This window comes from Paraneptunicella aestuarii (assembly GCF_019900845.1).
Classification (GTDB): domain Bacteria; phylum Pseudomonadota; class Gammaproteobacteria; order Enterobacterales; family Alteromonadaceae; genus Paraneptunicella; species Paraneptunicella aestuarii.
This window is the reverse complement of the sequence record NZ_CP074570.1, coordinates 1258528-1273197: the sequence shown is the minus strand read 5'-3', so window position 1 is coordinate 1273197 and position 14670 is coordinate 1258528. Positions and strand designations below refer to the sequence as shown.

Annotated in this window: 13 protein-coding genes; 4 read left to right on the top strand and 9 right to left on the bottom strand. The window is 44.0% G+C overall.

The features are described 5' to 3' along the window. Window positions 1-74 precede the first annotated feature (74 nt). Window positions 75-848 carry a peroxide stress protein YaaA gene (gene yaaA / locus KIH87_RS05305; protein ID WP_232360499.1) on the bottom strand — a complete coding sequence of 258 codons (774 nt, stop codon included), beginning with the start codon at window positions 846-848 and terminating at the stop codon, window positions 75-77. Window positions 849-948: 100 nt separating this feature from the next. Continuing rightward, window positions 949-1470 (bottom strand): O-acetyl-ADP-ribose deacetylase, encoded by a 522-nt coding sequence (locus tag KIH87_RS05300; RefSeq protein ID WP_232360498.1) that lies wholly within the window; start codon window positions 1468-1470, stop codon window positions 949-951. Window positions 1471-1965: 495 nt separating this feature from the next. Here KIH87_RS05300 and tal point away from each other — a divergent pair, with 495 nt between their 5' ends. The 3 genes from tal to KIH87_RS05285 all read left to right on the top strand — a co-directional run bounded on the left by tal (window position 1966) and on the right by KIH87_RS05285 (window position 5231). Continuing rightward, window positions 1966-2934, top strand: a complete 969-nt coding sequence (gene tal / locus KIH87_RS05295) for a transaldolase (RefSeq protein ID WP_232360497.1) — start codon at window positions 1966-1968, stop codon at window positions 2932-2934. Between the two features lie 273 nt (window positions 2935-3207). Next, complete coding sequence (gene pgi / locus KIH87_RS05290) at window positions 3208-4848, top strand: glucose-6-phosphate isomerase (RefSeq protein WP_232360496.1); 1641 nt, start codon at window positions 3208-3210, stop codon at window positions 4846-4848. Between the two features lie 206 nt (window positions 4849-5054). Then, window positions 5055-5231, top strand: a complete 177-nt coding sequence (locus tag KIH87_RS05285; protein ID WP_232360495.1) for a DUF3545 family protein — start codon at window positions 5055-5057, stop codon at window positions 5229-5231. 223 nt (window positions 5232-5454) lie between these two features. Here the strand turns inward: KIH87_RS05285 and ung are convergent, their stop codons facing one another. The 6 genes from ung to KIH87_RS05255 form a co-directional block, all read right to left on the bottom strand. Next, window positions 5455-6114 (bottom strand): uracil-DNA glycosylase, encoded by a 660-nt coding sequence (gene ung / locus KIH87_RS05280; RefSeq protein ID WP_232361432.1) that lies wholly within the window; start codon window positions 6112-6114, stop codon window positions 5455-5457. Between the two features lie 17 nt (window positions 6115-6131). Beyond that, entirely contained in the window at window positions 6132-7418 is a 1287-nt protein-coding gene (thrC, locus tag KIH87_RS05275) for a threonine synthase (protein WP_232360494.1), read from the bottom strand. A gap of 3 nt (window positions 7419-7421) precedes the next feature. Then, complete coding sequence (thrB, locus tag KIH87_RS05270) at window positions 7422-8369, bottom strand: homoserine kinase (protein ID WP_232360493.1); 948 nt, start codon at window positions 8367-8369, stop codon at window positions 7422-7424. 143 nt (window positions 8370-8512) lie between these two features. After that, a complete protein-coding gene (gene thrA / locus KIH87_RS05265) occupies window positions 8513-10972 on the bottom strand; it encodes a bifunctional aspartate kinase/homoserine dehydrogenase I (protein ID WP_232360492.1) in 2460 nt (819 codons plus the stop codon). A gap of 312 nt (window positions 10973-11284) precedes the next feature. Further along, the gene (locus KIH87_RS05260) at window positions 11285-11917 is read right to left on the bottom strand and encodes a tRNA-uridine aminocarboxypropyltransferase (RefSeq protein WP_232360491.1); all 633 of its coding nucleotides are present in this window, start codon (window positions 11915-11917) and stop codon (window positions 11285-11287) included. Window positions 11918-11944: 27 nt separating this feature from the next. Beyond that, a complete protein-coding gene (locus tag KIH87_RS05255; RefSeq protein ID WP_232360490.1) occupies window positions 11945-12313 on the bottom strand; it encodes a response regulator in 369 nt (122 codons plus the stop codon). A gap of 96 nt (window positions 12314-12409) precedes the next feature. Here KIH87_RS05255 and aceK point away from each other — a divergent pair, with 96 nt between their 5' ends. Beyond that, window positions 12410-14128, top strand: coding sequence for a bifunctional isocitrate dehydrogenase kinase/phosphatase (gene aceK / locus KIH87_RS05250; protein WP_232360489.1), 1719 nt, complete (start codon window positions 12410-12412; stop codon window positions 14126-14128). A gap of 100 nt (window positions 14129-14228) precedes the next feature. Here aceK and KIH87_RS05245 read toward each other — a convergent pair whose 3' ends face one another. Then, complete coding sequence (locus KIH87_RS05245; protein WP_232360488.1) at window positions 14229-14633, bottom strand: MAPEG family protein; 405 nt, start codon at window positions 14631-14633, stop codon at window positions 14229-14231. Window positions 14634-14670: the final 37 nt, after the last annotated feature.

The following is a 14670-nucleotide window of genomic DNA, read 5'->3' as shown; positions in this document are numbered from 1 at the left end:
TATTTTGTCTTAAAAACTGAATTATAGATGAAATAACGTTTATTTTCATTGGGGATTTTCTATAGATATCAGGCTTACTGTTCTTCCCTCGTAAACACCAATTCATTGCCTTTGCTCATTTCTTCTGAGAACTGATAACCGGCGTAATCGAAGTGTTTCAATTGCTCAACTTCCTGCAAACGATTTTTAATGATGTAGCGCGCCATCAGACCACGGGCTTTTTTCGCAAAGAAACTAATGACTTTGTATTGCCCGTTTTTCTTGTCCATGAACACTGGCGTGATCACAACGCCATCTAATAATTTAGGCTTTACTGACTTGAAATATTCGTTCGACGCCAGGTTAATCAACACATTGTCACCTTGAGCCTGCATGGCGGCATTAACATGGTTGGTGATCGTTTCGCCCCAAAAGTCATAGAGGTTTTTACCACGCTCATTAGCAAGTGACGTCCCCATTTCCAAACGATAAGGCTGCATTAAATCAAGAGGTTTCAATAATCCATACAAGCCCGACAAAATACGTAAATGGCTTTGAGCAAAGACTAAATCGTCTTTATCCAAAGACCCCGCTTCTAGCCCGGTGTAAACATCGCCATTAAAGGCCAGCACCGCTTGTTTAGCGTTCTCGGGAGTAAAAGGCAGATGCCAGCTTGCATAACGTTCGGCGTTAAGTTGCGCCAACTTGTCACTGATTTTCATTAAAGAACCAATTTCCTGTGGTGCTAATTCTCGGCAGCGTTTAATCAGCACAGAAGCCTCATCAAGCAACTCAGGCTGAGTCATCACTGAGGTTGTAGCTGGTGTGTCGTAATCAAGATTTTTAGCTGGGGAAATAACAATTAGCATAGGGCTCTCTATTTATATGAGATTTGAACAAAACATTGGGGGCACAAGACAAACCAACGCCCCAGGCGAACAGGAAGAGCATTCTAACAAAACAGAATAATTAATGCAGTTGCAAGGACTGCATCGCGGTTAGGTATGCTTGGTAAATCTCGTCATTAAACGCACAGAAGATGACTTTTCTGAGCGAATCGTAACCGGCACTTTCCTCTGCCACAGTATGCATGGCAATGGCACAAGCTTCAGATACAGGATAGCCATACACACCACAACTAATAGCCGGAAACGCAATACTACGCACATCATTCTCAGCCGCCACTTTCAAACTATTGCGATAACAGTTTGCCAGTAACTCCGCTTCATTATGCGTTCCACCTTGCCAAATAGGACCCACAGTATGAATAACGTGCTTTGCTGGTAGTTGATATCCCGCCGTTATTTTCGCTTCCCCTGTTGGACAACCGTTCAAGGTACGACATTCAGCCAGCAGCTCTGCGCCAGCCGCACGGTGGATCGCACCATCCACACCGCCGCCACCCAGCAAGCTATTGTTTGCCGCATTGACAATGGCATCAACCCCCAAGGTGGTTATATCTTCTTGAATAATCGTAATTTTTGCCGTCATAAATTGACCGTTAACAAGCCCTTAAATTCAATATGGAGGTTATACAAGACTAGAGAAAAAGGTCAATGTTATTAGCCTCAACAGGCTATATACCTGTTCCAAACTATCAGTCACCTGTAGAGAATTAGGAGCAAACCCTCAGCCGCAGGGAAGCGGCTGTGGAGCCTACATGGAAGTATCCACGGCGAGTTTGCGATAAATCTCTATGGGTGACTGACAATTAAACACAGCTATTTAGAGATAATCAAACAGATAACAAAAAAGTACTTTCATATAAGCAGCAACTTTTGTTGTTCCCTTGCAGTAGCGCTATAATGCAGAAACCTGTTTGAGCAACCATGCTCTGCAAAGCGCAGGTTCATATATTTACAGCTAATACGACTCACAAATTCATCAATAAGTCACATTGCTATTTCAGAATAGCAAACTTGGGTAATTGTCTTTGAAAAGTCCCTATGTCTTAGCCGTTTTTACCCCTTGTAGTTAGAGGAAATCATGACCAGTCAATTAGACGCATTGCGTAAAGTCACTACCGTGGTTGCCGATACTGGCGACATCGAAGCTATTCGCCAATACCAGCCAGTAGACGCCACAACCAACCCTTCCCTGATGCTAAAAGCCGCCCAACTTCCTCAATACGAAGGACTTATTCGTGAAGCTGTAGAATGGGCAAAACAGCAATCAACCGACGAGCATCAGCGCCTTCAAGATGCCAATGACAAACTTTCCATCCTCATCGGCAAGGAAATCCTGGATATTGTACCGGGTCGAGTATCCACAGAAGTGGATGCACGCTTGTCTTTTGATACCGAAGCAACCATCGCAAAAGCTCATCGTCTGATCGCATTATACGAAGAGCAAGGCATCAGCAAAGATCGCATCCTGATTAAGATTGCATCAACCTGGGAAGGTATTCGTGCCGCAGAGCAACTGGAAAAAGAAGGCATTCAATGTAACCTGACCCTGTTATTCGGTTTCGCCCAAGCACGAGCCTGTGCCGAAGCGGGTGTTTATCTTATATCCCCTTTTGTTGGCCGTATTCTTGATTGGTATAAAGCCAATACAGATAAGAAAGAATACAGCCCCAGCGAAGATCCGGGCGTACAATCCGTTACCCGAATTTACAATTATTACAAGCAACAAGGTTATAAAACCGTTGTCATGGGCGCCAGTTTCCGCAATATTGGTGAGATTACTGAATTGGCAGGTTGTGACCGCCTGACAATCAGCCCACAACTGTTACAAGAATTACAGGACAGTAACGCTGAATTGCCCATTAAGTTACAACCGGTAGATTCAACACAAGCGCAATCTGAAAAACCAATGGCAGAACAGATGACTGAGCAAGAGTTCCGTTGGCAAATGAATGAAAGCGCAATGGCAACAGAAAAGCTGGCTGAAGGTATTCGCAACTTTACTGCGGATCAAATCAAGTTGGAAAGCATGTTGAAAAACCATATGTAAAAATCGTCTAAATAGCTGTTCCAAACTATCAGTCAGCAACAGAAAGTTTTGAGCAGACCCTCAGCCGCAGGGAAGCGGCTGTGGAGCCTCAATGGATTGATTCACGGCGAGTCTGCGATAAATTTCTGTTGCTGACTTGCAGTTACGCACACTTATTTTAGCGTTAGAGAAATTAGCGTTTAACCAAAACATCTTAATGCATTAAGATACTAATGAAGTTCAATATTCGTTAATCAAAAGTAATCTCTACCGCTGACCTGAATAGGAGAATGCATGAGTCGTCTGACCCAATCAGCAGTTTGGCAATCACTCACTTTATTGGCCCAAAATATACAAGGCCAACACATGCGGGACTGGTTTAAAGCCGATCCTCAGCGTGCAGAGAGATACACAATCAGCGGTTGCGGTATTACGCTGGATTACTCCAAGAACCTGCTTAACGACGAAATTAAAGCAGCCCTTATTGAGCTCGCGTCACAAGCAAAGTTAAAAGAAAAACGCAGTGCCATGTTTCGTGGTGAAACCATCAACACCACAGAAAAACGAGCCGTGCTACACACTGCACTACGTAACTTTTCCGGTAAACCTGTCGAAGTAGCAGGGCAAAATGTCATGCCCGACGTCATGGCCGGGCTGGATAAAATCAAATCATTCGTCGACTCTATTTATTCCGGTGCGCATAAAGGTTTCACAGGGCAAAGCATTACCGATGTAGTTTCTATCGGCATTGGAGGTTCATTTCTCGGCCCCAAGATCATGTCGGAAGCCTTAAAGCCTTATTGGCAAAAAGGTTTAAAAGTGCATTTTGTTGCCAATGTAGACGCTTGCCATATTCAGGATGTATTGGCTGAACTCGACATTGAGCGCACCCTGATCATCATGTCCTCGAAATCCTTTTCGACTCAGGAAACCCTGCAAAATACCCTGACAGCAAGAGCATGGTTCTTACAGCAAGGCGGTTCAGAGAAAGATATAGCCAAACACTTTGTTGCCGTTTCATCCAATATTGCCGCTGCAACCAACTTTGGAATCGATGAAGACAACATTTTCCCAATGTGGGATTGGGTTGGCGGACGATATTCCATGTGGTCGGCTATTGGCTTGCCGCTGGCGCTAACCATTGGTTTCGATAACTTCAAAGCCATGTTGCTAGGCGCATTTGAAATGGACAAGCATTTCCAGACAGCACCACTGGAAAACAACATGCCGGTTATCATGGCGCTTATTGGCCTCTGGTATCGTAATTTCTTTCAGGCACAAAGCTATGTGCTATTACCCTACTACCATTATCTACGCGGCTTTCCGGCCTACGTTCAACAACTCGATATGGAAAGTAACGGTAAACGCATTGCCAGAGACGAAGAAGTCGATTACGACACAGGGCCAATTGTTTGGGGTAGCGAAGGAACGAATGGTCAACACTCATTCCATCAATTATTGCATCAGGGCAATACACTTATTCCTGCGGATTTTATGCTGCCGTTGCGAGTACCAAATCAAAACAGGAAGCATCATGCCATGTTGGCATCAAATTGCTTTGCCCAGTCTCAAGCCTTAATGCAGGGTAAAACCTTTGATGAAGCCTTTGCCGAATTACAGGGTAAAGGCTTGTCAGCGCAAGAGCATGAGTGCCTGGCTCGGCATAAAGTCATGCCCGGCAACAAACCGAGCAACACGCTACTATTTGAGGAATTAAACCCTCACACTCTTGGCGCTTTGGTCGCTTTATATGAGCACAAGGTATTCGTTCAGGGAGTGATCTGGGGCGTAAACTCATTTGATCAATGGGGTGTTGAGCTCGGTAAAATTCTGGGAAATCAGATATTGGATAAGCTTGAAATGCCAGACAGCAATCTGGATTTCGATGCCTCTACCAATAGCCTGGTACAACGATTCCGAGATTCCACTCAATAAATCATCATTACACGGGTGAAAATATCTCTCCTTTTAGAGATAAGCTAATAAAAACTGATTAAGTCATCAAAGCTTCAATTCTTGTTAATAAAAAGTTAACAAAAAGGTTTTACTTTGGCGCAAGCTATGATAAAAAATGATTAGCTTTACAGTAAATCAGTAGTTCGTATTCGAGTTCCGTTAGCCTAATCCAGAAGGAGAGCGTCATGACAGAGTCTGATTTAATATCTCACCTAGATACTGATACCAATCAGGTTAAAGCCAAGAGAAAGAAACGCTTGTGGAGAGAAATAGAAGCGCTTAAAGACAAGTATAAATTACGTAGAGAACTGCAAGATCTCGACATGCTTAATGATTACGACTTACAAAAACTGGACATTTAATTGAATAAAAAGCTCTGCATAATGCGGGGCTTTTTTGGTTTTATGGCCTGTAAAAAACATGTAAATAGCCTAAAAATTAGCACGAGTAAATAAGCGAATTGGTGTAATTTTATTCGATATTAAAACGCCACGAATTTAAGGTAAATATTTTATTTACCATAGATTTAGCAGAGATATCATCTGCCCAAACTGGTCAAGTTGAGCAGGCTACTAGAGGCAGATGTCAAACCTGCCAATCAATAGGCGACAAACCTTGCTGCTGCAAGATTCTGTTGGTCTGAGAAAAGTGACCCGAACCCAAAAAGCCTCGATGTGCAGATAAGGGAGATGGGTGAGTGGTGTTCAACACGAAGTGCTTACTTGTGTCTATGATACTGCCTTTCTTCTGTGCGTGACTGCCCCACAATAAAAACACAATCCCCTGACGATGTTCATTCAATTGCGCAATGACTTTATCGGTAAAACGTTCCCATCCAATCTTACTGTGAGAATGTGCCATACCTTGCTGAACCGTCAACACCGTATTTAGCAACAATACGCCTTGTTCTGTCCAATGGGTCAAGGTGCCATGGTTGGGAATTTGAAAATCTGGAATATCGCGTGCCAGTTCCTTGTACATATTCTGTAGCGAAGGCGGCGGCTTAATACCTGGCAAAACAGAAAAGCATAATCCATGAGCCTGATCCGGACCATGATAAGGATCCTGCCCTAATATCACCACCTTCACATCTGAAAATTCAGTGTAACGGAATGCGTTAAACACATCCTTTGCCGGTGGATATATCGCTTTACCAGAAGCGCGTTCCTGTTCAACAAATTGCAGAATCTGTTGAAAATAAGGCTGAGCTTTTTCCTCAGCCAATGCATCTTTCCAGGTTTCCATCATTTCCCGAGTATCACCTACGGTTCAAGAATTGAGAACAAATGTTGTTTCAGTTGTTCATAATCATTAGCAAGAGGAACAGACAAGCTTTCCTTGTCAGCCACCTCAACCAAAGCTTCTGGCAAATGAATGGGTTGCCCAAGCACATTTTCTACCGTATCGCGGAATTTCGCAGGGTGAGCCGTTCCAAGGAAAATACCGGTTTCCCCTTCATGCAACTCACGCTTTAATGCCTTATAAGCAACGGCGGCGTGAGGTTCACTCACATAGCCCACGTTCGCCAGGCACTTCATTGCCAATTGCGTATACTCTTCATCAATGGAGACGGCTGACAAGATGGAGCGATCCAGATAACCCTGCTCAAACAAGGCTTCAATGCGAGGCCAGTTGTTAGGTTGGCTTACATCCATTGCGTTAGACATAGTCGCTTGAGTCAGATTCGGCAACCAGTCACCCGTAGACCAATAACGCGGAACCGTATCATTCAGGTTAGTCGCAGCGACAAAGCGCTTCACTGGCAAACCTAACACCTTGGCAAACATACCCGCAGTCAAGTTACCAAAGTTACCGCTAGGTACAGACACCACGGTATTCGCACGCTCTTCCGGAGAAAGCTGAGAGAAGGCTTCAAAGTAGTAGCAAATCTGTGCCATCAAACGACTAATATTGATTGAATTGGCAGAGTTCAAATGCAAGCCTTCACGCACATCCGGATCATCAAAGGCCGTTTTGACCAATTGCTGACAAGCATCAAAATCGCTTTCAATCGCAACAGTGTGAACATTGCCACCCAAGGTTGAAAACAGTTTTTCCTGCAATGGGGAAATTTTGCCTTTCGGGAACAAAATCACAACTTCAATATTCTCAATACCATGGAAGGCATGAGCCACAGCCGCTCCTGTGTCACCTGAAGTCGCAGTTAAAATGGTGATCTTCTGGCCTTTAGATAACTCAGACAAACACTGCGCCATGAAACGAGCGCCAAAATCTTTAAAGGCTAACGTAGGGCCATGAAACAATTCCAGGCAATAAACACCCTCTTCCACATTGGCGATAGGAGCAGGAAAAGTAAACGCCTGTTCAACCAAGCGAGACAACACCTCTGGTTTAATCTCATCACCAATCAGCTGCTGTAAAATCTTGCTGCTACGCTCAACAAACGGCAATGCCAATAGCGCATCGATATCATCAAATGGCGTTATGGATTTAGGGAAGTACAGCCCCTGCTCTTTCCCCAGTCCTTTTTTCACCGCTTCGGCAAAACTGACTTCATCAGAAGAGACTTTCAAATTAAACAATTGCACAATTTATTCCTTCACAACTCGGGATCCTTGCAGATCCAGTTTACAGATATGGCTGAAACCGTCTTCATTCTGAATGTAATTTTCGTTCAACCAATCATTTATTTTTTCAGCTTGAGATAGCTCGTTACACAACGCAAATACTGTTGGGCCAGAGCCTGAAATACCAAAAGCGCCAGCACCATTTTCCAGCGCAAACTGTCTGGACTCATCAAAATAAGGCAACAACGACTTACGATAAGGTTCTGCAATCACATCATGCATTACAGATAATGCCTGCTTAGCATCCTGACGATGCAACGCATCCACAAATACAGCCAATTGACGCCCAAAATTAATGGTGGTCGACATGCTGAATTCCTTAGGCAATATCTTACGTGCCGCAGACGTGGAAACATTCACGCCAGAATAGCAAACCACCCAATACCATTCTTCAATGGTAGGCAATTGAATGGCGATTTGCTCATTTACCTCGGCAATCAATACCAAGCCGCCCAAATAGCTCGGGGCGACGTTGTCGTAATGAATGCTGCCGCTGATTTGGCCTTCCAATTCGCCCATCATGGCAAGCAAGGCTTCCTGATCAAAGGGTTTACCGTAAAACTCGTTTAACCCATACAAAGCTGCCACAATTGACGCAGCACTCGACCCCAAACCACTGCCAATGGGCAAGTGCTTGTGTAAGGTCATATGCACCGGAGAATGAGCAACACCTTGCTTATCTAAACATTGAATAAAATGCTCATAACAATGAGTGACAATGTTTTGCTGAGTATCGGGAGGAAGGCGATCTTTAAACTTTCCGGCATAGGAAAGAACATACTCTGAACTGGATTCCAATTCGACTTCATCACCTAAAATAGAACCGTCAATAGGGAGTAATGCTGCACCCAGCATATCAAAACCCAGGCTCACATTACCCACAGATGCCGGAGCAAATACTTTCAGATACATTTTACAGCCTTATTTGTCACACGTGTTGAATCGGGAAAAGGGCTTAAGGCTACCATGAACACTGGGCTAGCGCACACGCTAAATCCCAATAAAGCGGCCTTTTTATCCCCCTTGTTTATACCCCAATTCACATCATTTACTTTTTATACCTGTTTCCAAGGCATAGTACGTAATACATCGGCAAAAACACCTGCGGCTGTTACCGCTGCGCCCGCACCGTAACCTCTTATAACATAAGGGATTGGCTGATAATAATGGCTATGAATCGCAAGCGCGTTCTCACCATTTTTAACAGCATAAAGTGGATGTTGACTATCAACCGCAATGATACTCACTTTACATTTTCCCTCCTTGATACTGCCGACATAGCGCAATACTTTACCTTCTTGCTGATTCTTATTGATACGTTGTTGATACAGCTCGTCCAGTTGAGGCAGCTTTGCCATAAACTCATCAACGGAGCCCAATGCGTCAAACCCCTCAGGCAATACAGACTCCACTTCAATTTCATTCAATTCCATTTGCAAACCGCCTTCACGCGCCATAATCAACAGCTTGCGAGCAACATCAAGGCCACTTAAATCATCACGAGGATCAGGTTCAGTATAACCTTTCTGTAACGCCAGTTGAGTGGCTTCAGAAAGCGCCATGCCTTCATCCATCTTGCCGAAGATAAACGACAATGAACCCGACAAAATACCTTCGAACTGAATCAGTTCGTCACCGGCGTAAATCAGCTTTTGCAAGTTATCGATAACAGGTAATCCCGCCCCCACCGTCGTTTCATACAAGAACTGACGATTAGAGGATTGAGCCACCTTACGCAACTCTTTGTAGAAAGCCATATCATTGGTATTGGCTTTCTTATTTGGCGTTACCACATGGAAGCCCGACTTCATGAAATCAATATACAAGCTGGCGATATCATCACTGGTTGTACAATCAATCATGACCGGATTTACCAAGCTATTGTCATGGGCAAATGCTCTCAATCCAGCCACAGACAACTGTTCAGAAGATTCCTGCAAACTGGACTGCCAATCGCTCGCAAGATCAATTCCATTACTATCCAGCAACACCTGCTTGCTATTGGCGATACCGTAAACGCGCAAACTAATCTTTCGCTCCAATAAACTCGCCTGTTGCTTGTTCATCTGCGACAGCAATTCTGCGCCTACGGTGCCACACCCCACCACAAAAGCGTCAATGGTGTGGAGATTGGAGAAAAAATTCTGATGAATAACCTTCACCGCTTTTTTCGCCTTACGCTGTTCAACTACGGTTGAAATCGAACGTTCAGACGAGCCCTGAGCAATAGCCACATTGTTCACGCGAGCTTGCGCCAATGCGCTGAAAAACTTGGCAGCCAAACCTTTAGTGTGGCGCATACCGTCACCCACTAAAGTCACAATGGCCAAATGGTTACGTACTTCAATTGGCTCCAACAATTTGTTATTCAGCTCAAGAGCAAAAGAATCTTCCAACATATTCAAAGCACGATCGCTATCCTTACTGTGAATACAAAAACTGATGCTGTATTCAGAGGAAGACTGAGTGATTAAGCTGATCGAGATATTGGCATTGGAAATCACTTCAAACACTCTGCTTGCCATACCAACCATGCCTTTCATTCCCGGGCCAGACAGGTTAAACATGCTCATATTTTCAAGCAGAGAGATACCTTTCACCTGAGTCCATTGAGTGCTGGCTTCATGGCTAATCAAGGTGCCCGGCGCTTCCGGATTTAAGGTATTACGGATCAAACAGGGAATAGAAAACTGAGCGATAGGCCCGATGGTTTTCGGATGCAGCACTTTGGCACCAAAATAGGAAAGCTCCATGGCTTCCTGATACGTCAGCTTGTCGAGCAATACCGCACTTTCAACCTGATTCGGATCGGCATTATAAACACCATCCACGTCAGTCCAGATTTCACAGCAGTCGGCGTCGATACAAGCGGCAAGAATAGCAGCAGAATAATCGGAACCGTTGCGACCTAATGTGACTTTCTCACCGTCAGCGTTTGCCGCAACAAAACCAGGCATGATAAGCACTGCACCTTCTTCGGCATTGAGTTCAGAAAACTTGGCTTTACTGGTTTCCAAATCGGCGATACTGTCGAGATAATCCCCTTCAGAAACAACGTAGTCAACAGGATCAACTATTAGATTCTTTTGGCCGGTGGCAGTGAGAATTTCAGAGAACAGATTCACACTCACATATTCACCCAGGCTGACAATCTGTGCCACGATTGCATCAGGGCTGCAACGCAACAAGCTCATACCTTGCAGGTGATTGCCGAGTTGCTCCATATGCTCGCCAATAAAGCGTTGCATTTTGGCAAACTCAAAGTTGGGTAACTGTGTTGATAAATCACTCGCAATACCATTTAAGGTACTGCTCAATTTCCCCAATAACTCCCCATAGTCTTCACCTTTCGAAGCCTGCTCGCATAAAGCAGCCAACGCATTGGTAACACCTTTAGGGGCTGACAGCACAACCGCTGCACCACTTTCGTTGTGAGCGTTAAGGCTTATCTCTTTTACACGCAGATACTTGTCTGCATCAGCCAGTGAGGAACCACCAAATTTTAGAACTTTCATTCACTACTCCGTTGAAGACCAAGCCAAATCATTAAACCAGTTAAAGAATTTAAGCAAAAAAAAAGCCCGTTTCCTTGTCAGGTCACGGGCTTTTGCAAAAATTCTTTTGTTGCACTAACCAGCGACCCCCTCCGAAAAGGTGGTAATCATCATAATAATGGTAGTGCGGAGAATCGTTTTCATGCACAGCAATTTGCCTAATAGACGTCTAGATGTCAAGGGCTAAATTTGAGCAATTTCAGGAAAAGGCGGTAATTTCCAAAAACTTGACCAAAAAATCCAAAAACTTACCGAAACTGGATCCTATCCAGTTTATTTTCTGCGATAGGACAAATGGGTTTGCTGCATTTTTGCAAAAGCATCCAACAGAGGTTGATACTTATCGGGATCAGATTCTAATTGTGAAAGTAACTCATAGATAGCTTCGATAGAAGATAACGACCTCTCGTTTTTCTGCTTACGAATGAGATATCCAGAATGATGAGCAGGGTTCAATATAACACGATCAAGTTGCTGCAATATCGGGTTGACCTGCATCATCTTGTAGCTTTTACGCCATGTGGCATCAAGCATTAATACTTTAATGGGGTTAAAATGAGATTTCTCGGGAGAGTTGCCATCACTCAAATCGGCTAATTGCCTAATCGTGTACGTTTGATATGTTCCAGTATCATCTTCTGTTGGCGGATAAAGCAAGTAAACACTTCCACTCGCCATCCATGAATGGAAATCCACCAAATGCGCCACATCTTCTGCCATCCAATGTCGAACCTTATTCAAAGACAACTGCGCAATGATTGCCGTTCCCTTGCTATGACCCAATTCATTGGGGTGCTGCAAAATTCCCAGCTCAATATGATTATCAATTGAAGTAATGCAGGAACACAGGCAGGTTTTTTGAGGACGTAAGCATTTGGGACACTCTTTACGCACATTCTGACTCACTAAAGCTACCAGGGCTCGCTCTCACTCTTACTTGAGCAATTCCCAGCGTTGAAGAGTGTCAACCAGTTGCTGCGCTTGTAATGGTTTAGGAATAAACTCCAATGCGCCGAGCTCAATGACTCGCTGCTGCATTTGTGGCTGAACATCACCGCTCACCACAATCACCGACACCGGAATTTTCTCTTTTAATATATATTCCAACACCTCGACACCATCCATCACGGGCATGGTAAGGTCTAAGAACAACACATCGATTGCATGGGCTCGCAACACGTCCAAGGCTTCCTGACCATTAGAAGCCATATGTATTTCACCGGCAAAGCCGTCAGGTAAACAACGGTTTACCGTACGTCTTCCCAGCTTGGAATCATCACAAATTAAAACTTGATACTGCATAACCCAACAATAAAAAAATGAAATAATCGCTCGCCAATTGTATTCATTTTCTGCTAAAACCCAAGACAAGCGTGGATAAAAATTCAGAAAATAGTAGTGCCAAACAGCGACAATTACCCTCCCCATCAGGTTGCCTATGCCATTTTGAAAGGCTTCGACAAGAGTTTCCGCCTGTACTGCAACATTACAGCAGAAGCCAAGCAACGCTTTGAAAAAGCCCAATGGCACGCTTGCCAGCAAGCATCCAAAAAACGCATAGACCTATACGAGCAAAGCCTCAATGAAACCGTGACGGGTATTTATGAAGCTTACTTACCACAAAAACAAAAGCTGCGGTTTTGGCAGAATGTAAAACGCGAGTTTATTCAACTCATTGACCAACATCCGCAATTTGAGCTGGCAGAAACCTTTTTCAATTCGGTTATCGGTAGAGTATTCAAACACCAACTGATAACCGACGACATCATGTTCGTACACGCCAGCCGATGCCATTTAAACCATCACAATATTCCAATTGTAGTCAATACTTTTGAAACACAGCACAGCGTACGTTCAACCATAGAGAACATTTTCAAACAATATTCTTTCCGCATTCCTTTTGAAAATTATGAACGCGACCTCGACAATGTTTCTAGTGAAATTGAAAGCAAAATGGACGCAAAAACACGGAAAATGGTTGAAAAGGTTGAATTGCTTAAATCGGTTTTCTACCGGGGAAAAGCCGCTTATCTCATTGGCAGAATCTGCATGCCACAAGAATCCATCCCTTTCGTTATCGTGTTGCAGCTCAGTGACGAAGGGGAAATCTACGTCGATACGCTACTCACTGATCGCAGAGATTTTAGTGTTTTGTTTGGTTTCGCCCGCGCCTACTTTATGGCCGACACCCAACACCCGGCTGCCGTAGTAGAATTTCTGCAAGAATTACTGCCCAACAAAAAGAACTTCGAACTCTACACAGCCCTAGGCTTCTACAAACATGGTAAAACCGTGTTTTACCGTAATTATCTGGAACACATGGCGAACAGCGATGACAAATTTGAAATCGCGCCGGGTATCAAAGGCCTGGTTATGCAGGTGTTTCATTTGCCGTCTTATGGTGTGGTCTTCAAAATTATCAGAGACGAGTTCGGAGAAAGTAAAAAGATCACTCGAGATGATGTGATTGACCGCTACAAGCTGGTGAAAAACCACGACCGTATTGGTCGCATGGCGGATACCCATGAGTTTTCCAACTTCTGTTTACCCAAAGATCGCATTTCAGATGCATTGATGAAAGAGCTACAGGAGAGCTGTAGCAAAAGTATCGAAATTAACGACACCCACATCATCATCAAGCACATGTATATTGAGCGTAAGATGACACCGCTCAACCTGTATCTGGAACAGGAAAATCTAACAGAAGAAGACATTCGCAGTGCAGTTTATGATTTAGGTAAAGCCATCAAACAAATTGCCGCAGCCAACATTTTCCCCGGTGACATGTTGCATAAAAACTTCGGAATTACCCGACATGGTCGCGTGATCTTTTACGATTATGACGAAATTTGCTATATGTCGGAACGCAACTTCCGCGCTCTGCCTCACAACGATGACCCCTACGCTATGGACACTTTATCCGTAGCGCCAAACGACGTATTTCCAGAGCAATTTGAACATTTCATTTTAGGTAAAAAGCACTTAAAGCAGATATTTAAAGAGCTTCACTCAGATTTGTTCAGCCCTGAATATTGGAAAGACGTGCAAGCCAAACTGGCAAAAGGGGAAATACTGCACGTTGTGCCTTACCCGGAATCACAGAGGTTTAAGCGGTAATTAAGCAATAATAGAAAATGAGACTCAAATATCACCTATAGAAATTAATGCCCTATCCTGTAGCCAACATCTATAGGTGACGGAATGTTAACGAAATGAATTAGTAAATCGCCGCAACTTGAACCATGGCATCCCACAGTATCGCCAAGGATGCGAAAAAGCCGACACCCCAAAACAAGCTGCGGGCAATATGTACATCAATCCAATACATGATGAGGTACATGATGCGAGCAAAAATAAAAGCGATAGCACAGTATTGCGTCCATTCAGTTGCCACATCCAACGCCAGCACCGCCAACACGCCCGGCGAAAACATCAGCAAGGCTTCAAAACTGTTTTCATGAGCGGCTTTAGCTCGGGCTCCAAAGCCGGTTAACCCCGCTTGTTGCGATCTGGGATAACGGTTATTGTATCCTCTGTCTTTGAACATGGCATACGCCAGTGGTGCTTTAGCGACAATAGGTAAAATCGTGGCAATAAACAGGCTAATTAATAAAGTTTCCATACATTTTCCTCAAACCAATGGATGAATTGCGCACACT